This window comes from Nonomuraea bangladeshensis, from assembly GCF_039529455.1.
Lineage (GTDB): Bacteria > Actinomycetota > Actinomycetes > Streptosporangiales > Streptosporangiaceae > Nonomuraea > Nonomuraea bangladeshensis.
In genome coordinates this window covers 428039-446078 of sequence record NZ_BAAAMV010000007.1, presented here as the reverse complement: position 1 = coordinate 446078, position 18040 = coordinate 428039, and the positions used below count along the sequence as shown (strand labels likewise).

The 18040-nt window shown below is 65.6% G+C and carries 15 protein-coding genes and 1 pseudogene; 6 read left to right on the top strand and 10 right to left on the bottom strand.

Going from position 1 to position 18040, the window contains the following annotated elements:
- Window positions 1-182: 182 nt before the first annotated feature.
- The 5 genes from ABD292_RS25030 to ABD292_RS25010 all read right to left on the bottom strand — a co-directional run bounded on the left by ABD292_RS25030 (window position 183) and on the right by ABD292_RS25010 (window position 5810).
- Complete coding sequence (locus ABD292_RS25030; protein WP_344211232.1) at window positions 183-1904, bottom strand: VirB4 family type IV secretion system protein; 1722 nt, start codon at window positions 1902-1904, stop codon at window positions 183-185.
- The gene (locus tag ABD292_RS25025) at window positions 1901-2878 is read right to left on the bottom strand and encodes a PrgI family mobile element protein (protein WP_344211230.1); all 978 of its coding nucleotides are present in this window, start codon (window positions 2876-2878) and stop codon (window positions 1901-1903) included. Before ABD292_RS25025 ends, ABD292_RS25030 begins: the two co-directional genes overlap by 4 nt.
- Window positions 2862-4454 (bottom strand): TrbL/VirB6 family protein, encoded by a 1593-nt coding sequence (locus tag ABD292_RS25020; protein ID WP_344211228.1) that lies wholly within the window; start codon window positions 4452-4454, stop codon window positions 2862-2864. Before ABD292_RS25020 ends, ABD292_RS25025 begins: the two co-directional genes overlap by 17 nt.
- Window position 4455: 1 nt before the next feature.
- Window positions 4456-4743 carry a pilin gene (locus ABD292_RS25015; protein WP_344211226.1) on the bottom strand — a complete coding sequence of 96 codons (288 nt, stop codon included), beginning with the start codon at window positions 4741-4743 and terminating at the stop codon, window positions 4456-4458.
- 287 nt (window positions 4744-5030) lie between these two features.
- Complete coding sequence (locus ABD292_RS25010; RefSeq protein ID WP_344211224.1) at window positions 5031-5810, bottom strand: hypothetical protein; 780 nt, start codon at window positions 5808-5810, stop codon at window positions 5031-5033.
- Between the two features lie 375 nt (window positions 5811-6185).
- Here ABD292_RS25010 and ABD292_RS25005 point away from each other — a divergent pair, with 375 nt between their 5' ends.
- Window positions 6186-6761, top strand: a complete 576-nt coding sequence (locus ABD292_RS25005) for a hypothetical protein (RefSeq protein ID WP_344211222.1) — start codon at window positions 6186-6188, stop codon at window positions 6759-6761.
- A 43-nt stretch (window positions 6762-6804) separates the two neighbouring features.
- Here ABD292_RS25005 and ABD292_RS25000 read toward each other — a convergent pair whose 3' ends face one another.
- On the bottom strand, window positions 6805-7539 hold the full coding sequence (locus tag ABD292_RS25000) for a hypothetical protein (RefSeq protein ID WP_344211220.1): 735 nt from the start codon (window positions 7537-7539) through the stop codon (window positions 6805-6807).
- A gap of 204 nt (window positions 7540-7743) precedes the next feature.
- On the opposite strand from ABD292_RS25000, the pseudogene ABD292_RS49025 reads away from it, so the two are divergent.
- Window positions 7744-8022, top strand: a pseudogene (locus ABD292_RS49025) (DNA methyltransferase); the annotation flags it as partial.
- 252 nt (window positions 8023-8274) lie between these two features.
- On the opposite strand, the gene ABD292_RS24995 reads toward ABD292_RS49025, so the two are convergent.
- Window positions 8275-8526, bottom strand: a complete 252-nt coding sequence (locus ABD292_RS24995; RefSeq protein ID WP_344211218.1) for a hypothetical protein — start codon at window positions 8524-8526, stop codon at window positions 8275-8277.
- A gap of 80 nt (window positions 8527-8606) precedes the next feature.
- Between ABD292_RS24995 and ABD292_RS24990 the strand changes: the two genes are divergently transcribed.
- From ABD292_RS24990 to ABD292_RS24980, 3 genes are all read left to right on the top strand, one after another.
- Complete coding sequence (locus ABD292_RS24990) at window positions 8607-9476, top strand: TRM11 family SAM-dependent methyltransferase (RefSeq protein WP_344211216.1); 870 nt, start codon at window positions 8607-8609, stop codon at window positions 9474-9476.
- 707 nt (window positions 9477-10183) lie between these two features.
- Window positions 10184-10375, top strand: a complete 192-nt coding sequence (locus ABD292_RS24985; protein ID WP_253756478.1) for a helix-turn-helix transcriptional regulator — start codon at window positions 10184-10186, stop codon at window positions 10373-10375.
- Window positions 10372-11736 carry a tyrosine-type recombinase/integrase gene (locus tag ABD292_RS24980; RefSeq protein ID WP_344211212.1) on the top strand — a complete coding sequence of 455 codons (1365 nt, stop codon included), beginning with the start codon at window positions 10372-10374 and terminating at the stop codon, window positions 11734-11736. Before ABD292_RS24985 ends, ABD292_RS24980 begins: the two co-directional genes overlap by 4 nt.
- Window positions 11737-11979: 243 nt before the next feature.
- On the opposite strand, the gene ABD292_RS24975 is transcribed toward ABD292_RS24980, so the two are convergent.
- Window positions 11980-12507, bottom strand: a complete 528-nt coding sequence (locus ABD292_RS24975) for a hypothetical protein (RefSeq protein ID WP_344211210.1) — start codon at window positions 12505-12507, stop codon at window positions 11980-11982.
- Window positions 12508-14445, bottom strand: a complete 1938-nt coding sequence (locus tag ABD292_RS24970) for an alpha/beta hydrolase (RefSeq protein ID WP_344211208.1) — start codon at window positions 14443-14445, stop codon at window positions 12508-12510.
- Between the two features lie 515 nt (window positions 14446-14960).
- On the opposite strand from ABD292_RS24970, the gene ABD292_RS24965 reads away from it, so the two are divergent.
- A complete protein-coding gene (locus ABD292_RS24965) occupies window positions 14961-15821 on the top strand; it encodes an abortive infection family protein (RefSeq protein WP_344211206.1) in 861 nt (286 codons plus the stop codon).
- Here ABD292_RS24965 and ABD292_RS24960 read toward each other — a convergent pair.
- Entirely contained in the window at window positions 15800-17869 is a 2070-nt protein-coding gene (locus ABD292_RS24960) for a GmrSD restriction endonuclease domain-containing protein (RefSeq protein WP_344211204.1), read from the bottom strand. The two genes, ABD292_RS24965 and ABD292_RS24960, sit on opposite strands and share 22 nt — an antisense overlap.
- Between the last annotated feature and the right edge of the window lie 171 nt (window positions 17870-18040).

The window sequence follows — 18040 nt, the reverse complement described above, 5'->3', positions numbered from 1 at the left end:
CTGCGACCACCAGGCAACCGCGCTGCCGGGCTCGACCTGCGGTGGGACCGCGATCTCGACCAGCCGAGCGTTACGCGCGAAGCGCGCGTTGCGCCACCGCCAGAGGACGGCTTCGGTGGTGCTGAGACCGACGGCACCCCCAACCACGGCTCCCCAGAGCGCTGGATCAGAAAGGCCCGGGATCACTCGGCCGGATCCGTTGTGGCGAGCGCATGCTCAGACGCACTGGCGACAGCGACGAAAGCGGCACGATCTCCGGCGCCGCCGCAGACCAGACCCTCACCCTGGCCGGCCGACAGCAGGAAGAGCCGTTCCCCTTCGGTGAGGTCGAAGGCTTCGGCGATCTCGTCGATGGCCTGCGGAGCCTGTCGCAGAAGGACCTGCGTACTGGCATTGGAGACGACAGCCTTGCCGAGATTGGAGCCGAGCAGATCGGCGGCGTCCTGGGTGACAACGGCGAGGCCGGCCCAGTGCTTGCGGGCGGATTTGGCGAGCCGATACAGGAACCTCGCGCCCTCGTTCTCGCGCATGAGCGTCCACGCCTCGTCGACCACGACCAGGCGGCGACGCCGGTCGGCGGGGTTGGACACGCGCCGCCAGATCGCGTCGAGCGCCAGGAGCATCCCGACCGGCCGCGTCTCCTCGGGCAGGTCCCGCAGCGAGAACACGATCAGGTGGCCGTCCGGCCGAGTGGTGGTCGGACCGGCGAACAAGCTCCGGTAGGAACCGGACACGTACGGGGCGAGCCGCCCGGCCAGCTCGGACGCCTCCGACCCGTCAGCGGCCTCCAGCATCGTCACCAGATCGGCGAGCAGCGGCGCAGGACGCTTCCATGTGCGCTGGTCCGCGGTGATGCCTTGGGCCGCGTACGTGGCGATCACCGCCTTGTCCAGTACGGCCTTCGTCGCGGCGGTGAGCGGTTCGCCGAGCATGGTCGCGACCAGGGTCTGGAAGAACATCGCGCGCCGGTCGAGCGCGTCGTCTTCCGCGGAGGCGGGCAGGTCGAACGGGTTGAAGCAAACGCCCGGCGTACCAAGACCGAGAACGGTTCCTCCGACGGCGTCCGACAGCCGGCGATACTCGTCCTCGGGATCGACGACACACACCTCGACCTGGTGAAACAGCAGCCGCAGCACCTCCAGCTTGGTGAAGTACGACTTGCCCGCCCCCGACCTGGCGATCGTCACGGAGTTGTAGTTGTGGTGGGCGAACCGGTCCCACAGCACCACGCCGGAGGAGTAGACGTTCAGCCCGAGCAATACCGGCGTCTCGCCGAGCCGAGGCCGCAGATCCGGCGAGGCGAACGGGAATGCCGCCGCGAGCGCCGAAGTGTCGAAGGTCCGGCGGGTCCTCAGCGTGTCCGTTGCGAGCGGAAGCGTGGCCGTCCATCCTTGCATCGCCCGGAACGTCGCCGGATGCGCGTCGAGCAGCAGCGACGCCGCCAGCGCCTTGACGTGCTGAACCTCCGCCTCCAGCTCGTCGGCATCCGCAGCGTGAACGGTGAGATAGAGGCCGACACGGAACAGGCGTCCGTGCCCTCGGGCGAGGGAAGCGGCCAGCTCCGCGGCATCGTCGGCAGCCGCCTCGGCCGCGAAGTCCGGCATCCGGGCGCCCGCAGAGGCGGACTCCAGGCGGGCGAGCTGACGGCGAAGACGCTGGGCGGCGATCAACGGCGGCACCGGCTCAATGTGCAGTGACACATCGAGGTGCCCTGGATAGCCTGTCAGCGGTTCGAGCCAGCCCGCGCCGACCTCTCGCGGGTACCCCGCGATCGCGAACGACGCGCACACCCCGTCCGGGAACTCGACCGAGCGGGCGTTGATCCTCAACGATGACGGGCCGGGCAAGGCGGCGGCGGTACGGGCCAGCTCCTCGCTGTCGCCGGCAGGGCGTGTGAACCTCATCGAGTCCCTTCTCCAAGCGTGATCGGCTCATCAGGACGGGCGACCCCAACCGGGTCGGGACGACGAGGCGACAGCGACCGTACGAGCAGGTCGCGAGCCTCCTCGGCACCCACAACGGAGGCGTGAACCCCGAGACCGAGCAGAGAACGCACGGTCTCCTCAGCGCGACGCATCACGATCGCCGCCGAGCTGTCCCGCCGAGCCGAGCGCCGGGACCTCCGCGTCCACGCGGGCGGTTGCTCGGTGTCCTGGTGACGAACGACAACAAGAACATCCCGCGTCAGCAGATCCCGCGTGGCGCTCAGCTCGCTTAGAAACTCGGCATGCCGGCGGGCCGCCTGCTCAAGTGCTGGATCAGCCAGACGCCCTGCGGAACCCTCGATCACGTCGGCGAGATCGGACAGGTCGACCGGCCGCGCCTGCAGGAGGATCTGCACGGGAGCGTCCAGCGAGTTCAGCCACCCGGCGAACACCCCGACCAACGCCGCCTGCTCCTCGCCCGTCCGCAGCCCGAACGCCACGGTCCCGGCTCGGACGACGGCCACGGTCCCGCCTTCGGCCAGCTCCATGACACCGTCCTCGCGGATCGCCCGGACAGGGAGCCGCAGCGCACCCGGCAGGCGGCCCCGCACGCGACACCAGGCCGGCGGCGGGAGGACTCCTTCCTCGGTCGTGACGAGCCTGCGATCCCGCCGCAAGTAAGCGAAGGCGCGGAGGACGAGCCGGTCGAGGCTGAGCCCGTCTCTCCTGCCGAGTGCCAGCGCGCACCCGCAGGCGATCAGCGGCAAGAGGATCGCGACGAGGACCGGAACGGGCAATCGGTCACCGGCCATGAGGTACACCCAGGCCGCCAGCACCCCGGTGCCGGCCAGGATCGCGGCTTGCCGAACCGTCAGGTTCGCGAAGAGCTTGTCCGGCATCTCCACATCGGCCGGGATCTTCGCGACCAGCCGTTCTTTACTTGCGTGGCGCACGACGTACCGTCCTTCTGGGTAGACGAGGCGTTTGAAGCCGCAAGGTGACCTGGGACAGACGCTGCGCCCGCCGACGGGGTGGCCGTGGTGTGGACGGCACGGCACCGTTCGGTGGCCGGTCACTGCGGACGACGGGTCGGCGATGCGATGCCGGCTGTGGAGGGTGTTTGGGCACGGGGTTCCGCGTACCGCTATCCGGCCTATGGGGGCGCTCAGGACGGTCATCAGGGGACGAACGATCAACCCACACGTTCCGATCGCCCGGACGGCCGCTGGCGGCGGCCCCCGGCGGACGACGGGGGTGACGCGGCGCCCCCGAACACGGGCCGCCCGCGTTCGGCCCTCGCCTACCGGGACCACCGCCCGGACCTCCAGCAGGAGGGCCACTGGGCCCGCCGCCGCCTCCGCCTCTGCTCGGCGGGGTGGGCGGATTCGGTGGCTTGGGACGATGTGCCGCGCGGGCGGCACCGGCCCCCTTACCGAGCAGCATGTTCAGCCCGCGATAGACGACCAGGGACTTCACCAGCCGTGAAAGGGCGCGAGGCTTGCCCGCCTGCCAGATGGTCCGCGCGACCCATCCAGGGATCTTGAGCAGGACGAACAGCAGGCATATCGCCATGAGCAGGTCGGTCATGTCCGCCGTGCTCGGAATCCAGAATGAGTCGTCGTCGGCCGGATTGGCGGAGAACAGCAGCTGCAGCGCCGTGACGAGCACGAGCGACTGGCACGCCTGGATCGCCAGCAGCCCGGCGAAGGCCCGCCACCACAGCCGGGCGATCCCCTCGGTGACCGGCAGCGCGTGCAGGATCAACGCAAGGGGCGCCGCCACGATCAAAACCATGGTGAGCGCAATCCGGACGATGTAGGTGAACAGCACACCGACCGCCAGGACGACCACCACGAGCGCCACGATCGCGAAGAACACGCCCTTGAGGACGATCCCCGCGAGGACCGCTTTTTTGATCGCGTCAAACACCAGCTCCGGATCGATTCGATCGGCTCCGTCAGCCAGGAACGCTTGGCTCAGCCCGTTCGCCAGAGTGATTGCGTACTTGACCGCGATCAGGCTCAGGTTCGCGGCCAGAAACGCCCACACGAGCCGCGGCAGCAACTCCCGCGCCGAGATCCCGCCGGGCATCGCCTGCCCGACCATGAGCATCACGCCCGCGACGGTCACCAGCAGCACGAAGCACGTGTTCGCGATCGTCCGCGACAGCTCCCACAACTGCTTGGCCCGCGCCATCTCGGGGGAGTCCAGCTCCGGCGTCGCCAGCACGGTCGATCCGAGCATCTCGAACACCGGCTTGGTCGCCGACTCCACGAGATGCGTGAACCATTCGTCCACCGCCTGCCGGGTCTTGCACGCCACGTCGATGAAGCCGCAGTCCGACGCCGGCGGCGTCACGGCTGAAGGCGACGGCGCCGGGCTGGGCGTGGCGGAAGGCGTCGGAGTCGGTACGGGCGTCGAAGGCGCGGCAACCGCCGGCCCGCTGAGCATCGCCGAGACGAGCGCCGCCGCACCGACAGCGAGCAGAGCGAACAGCCCGAAGACTCGGAGGCGAGCCAGGGCCGCCATGTCAGGCCCCCACGATCCGCTGAAGAAGCTCCACCAGGACCGGAGCGAGCATCGCCACGCCGAACCCGAGCGCCCCATACCGCAGCGTCTTCTTGGCGGCCTCGACCTCCCCGGGGTCACCGCCGGCCAGAATGTAACGAACCCCGCCGATGGTGAAGAACAGCGTGGCCAGGCCCACCAGCAGCCCGATCACTACGTTCCGCAGGTTGGTGATGACCTGGTCGAGCGAGGCGGAGGCCAGCCTGGTCACCGCCTCGGCGACGCCCGGCACGGTCAGCGCGGCCACCATGCAACCGGCCGTCCAGAGCGCTGAAGCGGCACCACGCCGGACCCAGCTCGTACCCGCTGGAACCCGGACAACGAACAACGGACATGGCCGAAACGACTTCATGACATGGCTCCCCGAGACGTGAGGTCCTGAGCTGGGCCGTCAGCCGCGATCACAAGCCCGGAACGGGCCGGGATGGGTGTCCTCCTTCAAAGGACGAGGGACGATGGGCTCGATGGGAACGGGCAACCGTCCCCCGAAACTCCGCCCCGAGCCGTGATCACGGCTGACATGGATGAACCACCGATTCAGCAGGCGAGATTGGAGGCCGGCCCGTCACAGCTGACCGAGACTTGACCCTCCTCGATCGCCCGCGCCAGCCGCGCCTCGGCCGCTCGCCGCCGCTTGTACAGCCGATCCGCCGGCACCCCGAGCCGCCCCGCGTACGCCCGCAACGCCTGCCCCTCCAACCGCGTCGCGTTGATCAGCTTCGCCTCGTCCGAGGTGATGACCCGGCACCGAACAGCCTCGGCGAGCACCATGAACGGCTCGGTGTCCAGCGCCACGGGCTCCGGCAGGTCGGCGCAAATCTCGACGGAGGCAAGCTCACGCGCTCGGACCCGAAGCGCGCCCTTCTTCGCCCACAGCAGCAGCCGAGGCAGGATGTTCGGCCGGTCGAGGTCGATCCGGCGGAGCTGGGCGACGAAGTACGTCACCATCTCCGAGACGATGTCGTCGACCACGTGCGCGGGGCAGCCCTGCGTGGTCCGCGCGGCCAAGTTCTTCAGCCCCGGCATCGCCACCCCCACACACCCGATCATCCAGGCCGGACCGGCGCACCGCGAGCGACGTACGAGGTGCGCCCAGACCGCGTCCTTGAGTTCGTCGCTGGCATGTGGCTTGAGCAGGAGCTCCTTGCACTCATCAAGACCGATCAGGCGCTGCGGCAGGTTGTGGCCGAGGGAACGTCCGTCTACCGAGAGCGGATCCGGACCGGTGACGAGGAGGCGGAACGTCCTGTCCGCCGCGCTCAAGGCGTTGTCGTTGAAGCTGGTCGAAGTCGTCTTGTCCTGCAGATCGAGACCCATGTTGTCTCCCCGTTGACGTACTGGATCGGTCGATCCAGGTCTCGACCAGCGGATGGGAGAGGCGCGAAGCGCCAAGGGCGGAAACGTGGACACCATGCAGTGCCGCAGTGGTTCCCATGGGTCCGTTGACCTGGGCCGATAGCTCCGGCCCTGAAGTCTTGTTAAGAGAGACGCCATGGTGGCCATGTCAGGTCTCACCTGTGGATATGCGTCTGGCAGCGGGGAAGCCGTCAAGCTCTGGCCAAGCCGTCACGAGGATTAGGAGGGTGAACGAAACGGCCGCTGGCGCAGTACGTGGGGCCTAGATTGTGTTGCATGGGACCGCGAACCGAGAGCATCGCGCCATGGATTGAGACCCTGCGTAGGTCCCGGCCGGTGTTCCACTCCGAGGCGGACTTCCAGCATGCCCTGGCATGGACCGCTCATCTCTCCGATCCGTCCCTGCGCGTGCGGCTGGAGACCAGGCCGGCACCTGGCGCGCGACTGGACCTGCTGCTTTCGAGGCCGGACCTCGATGAGCACCTGGTGATTGAGCTGAAGTACCTCACGGCCGCGTGGACCGGTGAGGTGGAGAACGAGCGCTTCGAGCTGCTCAACCAGGGCGCACAGGACATCCGCGCCTATGACGTGGTGAAGGACATTCAGCGAGTCGAGCGGTTCGTTGACCGGCAGCCGGGGTGGAGCGGCGCTGTGTTGGTCCTCTCGAACGATCCCAGCTACTGGTCCCGTCCTGGGCACGGTCGTCCCACTAACGCAGATGCCTTCAGGATTTACGAGCACCAGGAGATCACGGGTAGACGCGCGTGGGGTCCCAACACCGGCATGGGCACGATGAAGGGACGCGAGGCGGCCATCGAGGTGCGCGGTAGTTACTCGTGCCGGTGGTCTGACTACTCCTCCCTCCCCGGTCGTCGGGGCATGTTCCGGTTACTCACCTTCAGCATCACGTGATCACCGCGACTGCCGCGCGTTTCACAGCAGAGATGCGTGCGCCCTACGGTTCGGGTGGGCCGTGGCCAGAAAGATCGGGTATCGCGATGGGCTGGCTCGGTTCGTGATCCAAGCCGAGCGCGCGAGCATGGGGCAGCTCGGGAATTGGGTCAAGCCGCAGAGGATGGATTGCTGTCCGGTATGCCTCTCGATGGCCGGGTCCGATGAGCCAGGTCACCTCCGGTGAGACCGTCCATAGACGCCAGGCGAGCTGGCGAGCCTCGTCACCCCGCTTCTTGGTCTCCTCGCCAGGTGGTTCCTTGGCGAATCGTTGTTGTACGCGTTCACGTAACACGGTCAGTGACGCGTTGGAGCGCTTCGCCTCTCCGGCGATGATCACCCTCGACTTGTCGTCGACGATGGCCAGGTCGAGTTGAAGCGCCTTGGTGGGCAGCTCGAACAGGACCCGTGACGGTGGATACTCGTACTTCAGGATCGCCTCGACGTACGCGGCGAGCTGGGGCAGGTACTCGGCGTTATACCAACCGCCTGCTTTTGATCTCGACAGCAGTCCCCAGCGACCGTCGGCAGTCGGTCGGTCAAGGGTGTTGAAGCGTGCGCCCCGTTCAAGCGTGATGAGACCTGCATCGACTCCGACGAAGAACAATTCGACGTCGCCGGGATCGATCACGTTGGGGCTCGGTAGCAGCTGCCCGGACTCCATCCGGTCGGGGTTGTCGGCGAACAAGTCGACGGATCCATGCCGCAGCAGCTCCATGAAGTCGTCTACAGCAGTCATGCCGCCTCCTGAAGCCGCCGGCGAGTGTACGAGCCCCAGTTTGCTACGCATCTGGCTATTTGTCTTGATCTGGCGTCGCCGAGACGAATTGCCGAGATCATGCGCTTGACCTGCGCTTCCCCGTAAGGGGCAGCGTTTCCAAACGGTGCTGCTGGCTGGGTGTTTCACTGCATGGGAACGGGTTGCCGTCGCGGGTCACCGTAGATGAGCAAGAACGAAGGACCGCGGTCGAAGAGCTCGCGGGAAGCCAAGAGGCGGTTGGTGCCGCTCTCGGTGTGGCTTTGTTCGGACACCACGCCTGGTTCGAATACTAGGGATAGCCCGGCCGCTACCGATGTGGTGTGCGCCCAACACCGCCAGGCTGTAGGGCGGGAACTGGCTCGGCATCTGATCGATGCCTGCTCCCAACCGGGCGGGGTCGTAGCGGACGCCTTCCCGACGAGCGAGACGGTACTGCTCACCGCGGCAGGGATGGAGCGCCTGGGAATCGGGTGTGTTCCGCGTCTTCCGGTCGCGCAGCACTTGGCCAGCCGTCTGCGGCAAGAGCTTGCGGCGGATCAGTGGGCGGGGGTGAGGCTGCGGCCCTACGGACCACACGAACTTCGGGAAGCGCTGCGCGGGCTGGAGGGCCGGGTTGAGCTGTTGATCGCGGCGCTTCCGCCCTATCCGGAGTCCGGACGGCCAGCTGGCCCGGCGCCGGCGTCTTGTCCATCGTGCAGAACGGAGCAATTGACGCTAGCCATGCCACAGCTTGGCCGGTTTCTTGAAGATGCGCATCACGTTCTCGCGCCGGGCGGTCATCTGGCGGTGATCACGACGGCGCGGCATGAGCGGGGCAGATTGGTGGATCTGGCGCCGGCGATCATCCGGCGGGCGACGGGTGCTGGCCTCACCTACATCCAGCACGTCATCGCGATTCGTGTCCCGATCGAGGGCGACACGCTGGTCGTACAGAGCGACCCGGCCGAGCTGGCGCAGCTTCGCCATGCTCAATCCTCGGAGCTGCCGCCACTTGTGTCGGTGCACGCAGATGTGTGTCTGTTCGCCCGTACCGGCGGAGGTGTGCGATGAACGAGCGCGTTCTGCCGTCGGTGCTGGCCACGGGGCAGTTGCAGGCGAAGATGCAGCGGCGCGGCCGGTACGTGCCGGAGTCGATCAGGCATCCAGGCAAGATGCTCCCGGCGATTGCTTCGCAGGTCGTTTCCGCGTTCACCGAGCCGGGGGAGCTGGTCCTCGATCCGATGTGCGGGATCGGGACCACGCTGGTGGAGGCGGTGCACTTGGGGCGGCACGCCGCGGGGATGGAGTACGAGGCGGACTTCGCCGGTCTTACCGCTGCGAACGTTCAGCATGCCCGTTCTCAAGGCGCTGCCGGCTTCGCCAGGGTGGCCTGTGGGGACTCGCGGAACATAGCGACGGTGTTCGCGGACCTACGGGACATGGCCGCGTTGGTGCTGACGTCTCCGCCTTACGGGAAGCGGACGCACGGCCATATCCGGTGCCGGAGCCGCGAAGGCGGCGGCCCGGTGAAGAAGTCGAACCACCGGTACTCCACCGACCAGGGCAATCTCGCCCACCAGGGGCTGCCCCAGCTGATGGAGGGCTTCGGACAGATCCTCGCCGGGTGCAGGGAGCTATTGAGACCCGGGGGAGTCATCGCGATCACGATCCGGCCCATCCGGGTCAACGGGCAGCTCATAGACCTTCCCGGCCAGGTTATCGAGGTCGCAGAGGCAGTCGGCCTGGTGCTCACACACCGCTTGGCGGCGCTGATGTGCGGGCTGCGTGACGGCCGGCTCATAAACCGAGCGTCGTTTTTTCAGATGCTGGAGGCATGGAAGAGCCAGGAAAAGGGGCTGCCGGTGTGCGCCGCAGCTCACGAGGACCTTCTCATTCTCCGCATGCTCAGGAGCTCTCGCTCAGAGGCGCCCGCCTGAACGAATGGCCACATAAGCCCGACCAGGTCCAGGGAGTGGAGGCAGGCCTGTGTGTAGTGAGCGAAAGGTGTTGCTGTCCAAGTGGACTTGGTAAGGCGCGCAGCAACCATAAACATGCCAAGCCAGTTGACTTGACGATATGGCTAGAGGCGTGGGTCTATGTCGCGTGCCCAACGACATAAGACACCCGCTATTCCAAGTAATCGCCGAAGGTGGCTTTCGGGCTGCCCAGGAAAATTCGGTGCTCTCATAGAACATTGCGCCATTACTCAACTCGTGTATAGCGAGTACTCAACTCGTGTATAGCGAGGTCAAGTTACACAGCGCCCACGAGTAGAGGCCCCGGCCTGGCCACACATCCGCCAAGACGTTCGCCAAGCCGAGGCCATTCCACCCCAGCTCACTGGAGAGGATGGATCCATCTTGCACCACCTTGCTCGCCCCCGTGCCGTGCTCATAACGGCCATTCGCCGCGACGGCCGAACTGACGACCGCTGTGCCGAACAGCAAACCAACGCGACGGCCGCCAACAGGCCATATTCCTTCCCGGCAGCGTCAGCGACACCAACTTCACGACCTATCGACTCTTACACCGCGACGGGGTCAGCCGACCGGCTGGCAGCAGCCGCTGGGAGCGGCAACGCCTCGGATCATCTCGGCCAAAATCACTACGCCAATAAGGCATCCACTACCAGTGGTGGTGGCCGATGAGCAGAAACGACGAACTGCTGACCGTCACGCAGGTCCTCCAGGAATTGGGCGGTGTCTCTCGCCGCACCTTCTACCGCTGGCGCCAGCTCGGCAGGGCGCCGGTGTGCATTCAACTTCCCAACCTCGAGCTCCGCGTCTGGCGGAGCGATCTCAACGCCTGGATCGAGTCACGACGGGAAGCGGCATGAGAACGACCTACGACGTGAAGCTCGGTGGAATTCAGCACCGCTGCAACCAGGGCAGGCCTGCCTACGTCGCCCGATGGCGCATTGCTGGCAAGGAGAAGTCCAAGAGCTTCCGGAGCAAAGGGCTGGCCAGCGCGTTCATGTCCGATCTGCGGCAAGCGTCCAAAGTAGGGGAGGAGTTCGACGTCGCTACCGGTCTACCGGTATCGATGCTGGAGCCCGAGTCCATCGGGCCCTCCTTTCTGGAGTTCGCCCACTCCTATGTCCTCCGCCGCTGGAACACATCGGCGGCTCGGACACGAGAAACAGACGCGTACGCACTCCTGTCGCTGGTCCCCGCCCTGGTGACAGACACCCCTCGCCGTCCCGCACCAGAAGCCCTGCGAGAGGTGCTCCGGAACCACGCGCTCCTCCCGCAGAACCGACGGCTGGAACTGACCGCGGTGCAAGCCGCAGCCCTGACCTGGCTGGAACGTGCTTCCCTGCCGCTGGCAGCTCTGGGACAGCCGCACATCCTGCGCACAGCTCTGGAGGCCATCTCGGTCACCTTCGCCGGCGCCCCGGCGGGGGCGAACACGGTACGTCGCAAGCGCGCCGTCCTCCGTCACCTGCTCGAACACGCCGTCGAGCAGAAGGTGTTCGACAGCAATCCAATGGACGGCATCAAATGGACCGCACCCAAAGCCGTCACGGTCATCGATCCTCGAACGGTGATCAATCCCGCCCAAGCGGGACAGCTCATCGACGCCGTCTCCAAGGTAGGACGCAACCGGGGCGCACGGCTCAAGGCGCTCTTCGCCTGCATCTACTATGCAGCACTCCGGCCCGAGGAGGCGGCGGACCTGCGGCAGAGGAACTGCACCTTGCCCGAATCCGGCTGGGGTCTGATCGTTCTGGAGAAGGCGCGGCCCCAGGGCACAAAACGCTGGACCGACTCAGGTGAGACCCACGAGTCCCGAAACCTGAAGCATCGGGCAGACAAAGAGACACGAGAGATCCCGATCCCACCCGTTCTGGTCACAATCCTTCGCGAGCACATCGCCGAGTTCGGCACGGCGAAGGACGGCAGGATCTTCCACACGGGCAGGGGCGGCACCTACTCCAGTTCGGCGCACTCCTACGTCTGGCAGGAGGCCCGCAAACTCGTCCTCAGTCCTGAGCAGATCACCTCGTCTCTGGCAGGTCGACCGTACGACCTCCGTCATGCGGCGGTGTCGCTGTGGCTGAACGCAGGGGTACCTGCTGTCGAGATCGCGAAGCGCGCGGGCCACAGCGTGGAGGTCCTGCTGCGGGTGTACGCGAAGTGCATGGACGGCCAGCAAGAGCAGATCAACTCGAAAATTGCTGACGTGCTGACCGATTAGGTCACTGAAGTGACGACGGTCCCGGCCAAACTGAGCTGGGGCCGTCTCTCTTCGTGTTCGGTATTCGTCGACCGGCTTCGCCGTCATGCTTTTCGAAGGTGCAGAAGCCTTTGAAGGCGTGGTCGTGAAGAACGCCGTACTGTGGCGAGCGAACGGGAGTCTGGGCAGGGTCGGTGAGCGCTGCGCTGACATAGCTATCGATGTACGAGGCCAGGTGCACAGTCAAGTCGGGCTCTGCCGGCGTCAGGAAGTTGGGGAGGGCTCGGGGGTTCCGTTGGGCCAGAGGCAGGTGGAGTTGGCGCCAAGGGTGAGCACGCCATCGGCGGCCCAGCCGATGCTGATCAGGAAGTCGTCGGGGCGAGAGTGCCCGTAAAGCTGCAGACCGTTCTCATGCTGGCCCGAGATGTAGTGGCCCTGCTTCTGCCAGTACGCCTTGACCGTGGCGATCACTTCCTTGAGCGCGTCTTCGGCCTTAGGCAGACCTCGCAGGTAATACTCGCGACTGACCACGATCCGGTCTTCGGAGCCTCCGTCGAGCGGATCAAGGCACGCGCCGTCGTTGAGGCTTGGCTGATACAGCTCTAGTTGGGGCGTGGGGTGGATGATACTGACGGTTCCGTCGATGAGCTGCTCGATTCGAGTGAGTGCCTGCTCTTTGGTGATTGTGGGCTTGTCGGCCGGTTGGTTCATGGCTCCTCCCGGGACTCCGCCGGGCGCGCACCCGGCGACGAGAACCACAGCTGCGATGATCAACCTGACGGCGCGGAACATCTAGTCTCCCGTCGGCGTGGGTGAAGACTGCGGAGCGGGCGACGGTGGGGACACCGGTTCCGTTGAGGGGCGTGGCAGAGGTGGCGGCGTCAGGTGGGGCGTCGGAGGCGGCGCCTGTTTCGGCGTCGGGAGTACCGATACTTGATCGTACTGGCCGTTGATGATGAATCCGAGGTTTTTCAGAGACTCGGACTGGCTGTCCCAGTAACCGGAGTGTGTACCAATGTCGTACCCAGTGAAAGAAAGAGGGCCTGATACGGGCGTGGGATCAACGACAAAGCGGTTGGCGCCAAAGGCGATGTTGCTGGGGTCGGTCCCGAAAGGGCCCGCACCGTTTGGGAACCAGGGGTTCAGGATGCCCGAGATGGGGTTCCGCCCGCCACTGAGTGGAAGGTGGCCCAGGTCGGCGATGGGGTCCTGGGGTGACTCGCCTACCCAGACCTGCTTGACTCCGAGATCGCTCGCCCGCGCTGCCATCGTCCCGGGACTTCCTACAAGGATGAGTTGATCGGCAAATGTTCCTTTCCGTGTCTGCGCGGCCATGCCGGCCACCACACTGCCGTAGCTGTGCCCCAGCACGGTGAATCGCGGTGTGCCGGCCGGTTGGTGCGTGGCGTGGAGACCGTCGAGGAAACTGGCCAGTGAGCCCGCTCCGGCTTGGGCGAGATTGGGCGACGCCACGGAGGTGTCGGCTCGGAGGAGTCCCGCGTCGAGTTGCGGTGCTTCGTAGCCGAGCCAGATGATGGAAGCGATCTTGGTCCGCGGGGAAGCGGTCGAGTTGGCTCGGTCCCACAGGGTCGCTGCGCGGGCCGCGTCACCGCCGATCCCCTCCAATTTGCTGCCCGTGCCCGGCACGGAGGTGACCACCGAGCCAGCCTTATCGGGGTCACCGAAGGAGATGGCAGCCTTGCCGAGTCCGCCAAGTTCGAAGTGGAGCAGGAGCGCCGGCGGGCGGCCATTCACTCCGCCCATCGCCAGGCTTTTCTCGACGGCCCTGATCTTTCGCTGTTCCGCTTCTAACGCATCAATTTCCATGTGTATGTAGGACTGCCGCGCGCCTCGCTTCATATGCTCCTCCAGCGTGCGAAGTTCCGCCAACCGCTCGGCGATAGCGCTCTTGCGCAGGCCTAGGTAGGCCCGGTTCGCGCTGTCGCGGGTGGCGGCGGGTACTCCGTCGAGTGAGCCGATCAGCTGCGGCGCGGTGTCGATGAGCCGCTTGCGCGCGGCCGGATGGAGCATCTGCCACCAGGCACTGACCCGGGAGGCAAGGGTCGGGTCTTTACCAGTGCTCTGCGCCGCCACCGCCTTCTGCAGTGCCGAGGGATCGCCGTTCGCGGCGGTGGCGAGCATGGCGCCGAGGCCGCTCGGGTCGGGAGCGGAACCGCCGAAGAGTCCGAAGCCGAGGACGGCCGCGTTAGCCATGTCGCCGTCGGGACGCTGCTGAAGTACGGTCAGCCGCCTGCGCAGGTCGATGGCCTGTCCGGTGGCCCAGGTGCCTACTCCCGCGACCTGTCGGGCAGGTGCGGCGCTGACACATGCGGAGGCCAGCACCGCGGAGAGCTGACTTCCTGCGGTGGGGAGTTCGTGCCCGGCGCGCTCCAGGTCGGCCACCATACGGGTCATCGCCTCCACGTCCATCCCCGCGTAGCCGCCGCGCGTGGACGTGACGACGGGGAGCGGGGTTGACAGTGGCGGCGCGGTGGCTTGCCCGCCGAGGGCGCGGATGCGCTCGGCGATCTGCGCTGCAGCGGTTTCGAAGGCCCTCTGGAGCCGGGTGCGCTGGTCGTGGGCGGCTTGAGTGAAGGGGGCCGCGCCGCCACCGACCCAGGCGTGAGCCGTCATGTGGCGCATGGTGGAGTCGAGCGCGCCGATGTGGTCGCCCGCCAGCCGCACCACGCGGCTGAGGGCTTCTTCTAAACCGGCTGTCTCGCCCGCCACAAATCCGACGATGTCATGCTATGGCGCTGTTCGCCCGCGCGACATGCAGATTCGTTATGAGAGGCGCCTCGGCCGCAGATTCTTAGCGAATGTCTACCTCGAGCCTGAACCCTCACCACGAGGTTCAGCGCATGAAACACCAGTAGCGCTCCGGACTGGGCACTCGAGCGGATTCCTCCGGGTATCTGGAACGCCCTCAGTTCAGATGCCAGGGCAGGTGAATTCCTAGGTGGCCAGACGGCGGCCGTTCTCGCCGTGCTCGTCAGCGAACGCAGTGATGTAGACGTCCACTTTGGTCTGAACGCGGCGGCGAGCATCTTGCGGACGTCCCCGGGGACAATCTGGTCGATCAACTACGACGAGCTTGCCGGGGTGCGGTCGTCGTGGGCGTCTCGGGCACTACGGTTAGTACGGGTGTTGCCTACCCGACCGATGTCCGCGCGCCGGGCTTATCTCGAAACCATCGCTTCATCGGTGTTCTGGTGGTGAGCACAGCGACGTTGTGAGGAGTGCATTTGACTGAGGGTGGACGAGCGCTGTTGAGTAGTGACTCGATTGGCGCGATCGCGGACATCGCACGTTCGACGCGAGACGCAGAGCGGGCCTTCACCGTCGCGGGCATCAAGCTGGAGAGACAGCCGGTCACTCAATACGAGGGCACGGTGATCGTCGCAAGTACGCGCAGCCACGTGTCCCGCACGCTCCGCAGACTTGACCTTTGTGACCCAAAGGTGGTTCGTGCTGTTTTGCGGGCAACGGTTGCCTTAGCCGAGATCTACGAGTCCCTCCCGACTGCGGACAAGAGTCGGCTGGTACGGCTACGCCATTGCCTAGCTGCGGATGGATTTCCGCTGGATCCGACAGGCGACCCCATGGCCGCCATTCGCACTCTAGGGACAATCGCCGCCGACGTACTCCCCGACGCCTCCGCGATACGCGTCGAGCTGGCCCGCCTAGAAAGATCACTGGACGATGATCCCAGCTTGGCCATCGGTAAGGCCAAAAACCTGATTGAAGCCACCGCTAAGGCCGTTCTCGCCCAGAAGGGACAGCCCGTCGGAACCAACTTGAACGTCCCGACCCTGGTCAAGGGAGCCATGGAGGTGCTGGGCGTGCACCCAGAGCAGGTGGACGCGACGAAGTCACCTCTCGTTCGCGACATCCTGGCCGACCTGCGGGATCTCGCGCTTAAGATCGGGACCTTGCGCAACAAGGTCGGTGATGGTCACGGCAGCTCAGCCGCCGTGACCGGTATCGACGCTAGAGACAGTCGTCTCGCCGTACGTGCTGCCATCGCTTGGTGCGCCTATATGTTGGACTCTCTCAGTGACCCTCCTGGTCGACAGCCATCGGCTCAAGCTGGAGCTTCGGGCTGAGTCAGCCGCCGTACAAATTCCTCCCGCAGATCGGCGAGTGGTTTGAGCCCTTTATCGGTACCCGTGTACCAGAACGCCCACCCGTCGCATTGCTTCACGTCGAGCACGGCGCAGGCGGCGCCGGTTGGGGTCTCGAAGATCTGGCCCTCAAGCTCGATCTTGCCCTCGGCGGTGACAACCGCTGACGCGTCCGTGCCGTGCTGCAGGTCCACCAGTGTGGCTCCGACGTCCAGCAGATCGAGGTCGATGAGGTGGGAGAGCTTGGCCCCGAAGACGCCTGCTGGCGCGGGGACTGTGTCGGGCTCCCCAGGTACGGGGTAATCGGGCTGGTAGGAATGTTGGCCGAGCAGGTTGAAGGCGTCCTTGGTGACATGAGCCATGAGATGGCGCCGTGCTGATAGGAACGCCTGGTAATCCATCTTGTGCCAGTCATTTGGAAGGGCGTGCATGTAGGTGTGCTTCGCCAGTTCCGTGGGTGGCAGGTGGGCTTCGGCGACTTCCGCCGGCCAGTAGTCGGACGGTGCTTTGTCGGAGATGGCGATGTTGTCGTACCACTCGACGAGTGCCATGTTCGCGATCTGGTTGATCTTGCTGGCCTCTGTCAGGCCGAGTGCCCCGCGAAGGTATTTGCGTGGGAACAGGTGGTGCCGCTCAATACCCTTCCTCACGGTGACGGCGGGATCGAGCCGTGCGCGTACGCGCACGCGGGACAGTAGCGCAGGTGCGTCGTGGATGTTGAGGGCCGCGATGTAGGCCATGAGCGCGGGAGACTTCGCCGCCGAGGTTGCCAGGTTGTTGGGCAGCGTGATGGTCCAGAAGTCATTGGTTAGCGTGTCGTCGATGAGGCGGTTGAGCGCGTCGCAGAACCCTTGCGCGTCACCTGGTGCGACCCCTCCTAGGAGTGCGAAGTCTCGCTCCGCCTGGCTTTCGAAGGCACCGGAATAGCGGCTGGTGGCGTGCGTCATGAAGAACCAGCGGGCGATGACTTCGCGCAGCTGAGGGATCTGCACGTCATAGTGGACCCGGCCGAAGAGCCACAGTGCGTAGGAGAACAGGATGGCATTCTCGCTGGAGATCATCTTGCTGCCTCGGAACCCAGCCCGTTCCAGGCACAGCAGAAACTCGTGCCAGTGCGTGAGGTTGAGAACGTGAGCTTGAGCCGCTTCGAGCGTCTCGAACTGGGTCTCCCTGCTCTGCGGCGAAGCGCTGCCCGACTCTAGATCCCGCCCGCGGAGTACGGTGTAAACGTTCTTCAGTACAGCGCGGCGGAACGCGAGCGCGACGGTCACGCGGAGAAGCTGCGGAGGCTGAGGCTGGATGTACCAGTTGAACGGTGAGGCCGTGCCGAGAGCGGGCGTCTTGGCCGCCCTGCAGAAGTCTTCGAGCTCTCGGCGGCCCTTCTCCCAGAACACACTCATCAGGGTGAGGATGAAGTCAGCCTGATTCAGGGTGACGCCCTCGCTGTTGATGCGGACGAAGATCTCTGCCACCTGTTCTTCGTTGACCGCCTGAGACAACTCCACAACCTTGAAGAGGTAACCGCTGAGGTCGTGCAATCGATGGAGGGCCTCTTCGAGACGATCCCGCTCCTCCTGGTCGACCTCGCGCTTGGTGGCTAGACGAGTGATGAAGCCCCGTATCGCCTGCCAGAAGCTGCGTGGGGCCCACAGCACGCTGATATCCGGTAGAAACTCGGGGTCTTTCTCGATCGCTGCGTCAGTGACCGCGAAGGTCCCGTCCGCGGGCCGGAAAGCTATTCGGATCCGGGTCCTGGAGTAGTCCTCGCGCAGGACCTCGATCCCCTTCATTACGGCGTACAGCGAGGTAAGCCGTTGCTGTCCGTCGACGATCAGGTACTGGGGCGCGGTCTTTCCGGTGCCGATCTGCCGGGCACCGGGGTCGGCGTCAGTCTTCCAGAAGAGCAGGAAGCCGACCGGGAACCCCTTGTACATCGAGTCGAAGAGCGAGCGGACCTTGGTCGCCTGCCAGACAAAGGGACGCTGGATGTCAGGGAGGGCGATATCTCCACGATCGATGGCTTCAACCATGTTGCCGACTGTGTGGCTGGAGTCCCCGAAGAGCATCGTGGCCATGATCACCTGCAAACTAGGATCGGACGGTCAATCGTCAACTGTAATTCAGGAGCCCAAGGGCGTCTCTGACTTTGTGCAGCTCGAAGCCATGTATCGCTCAGCTCGGTCAAGGTCACGGCTGCCACG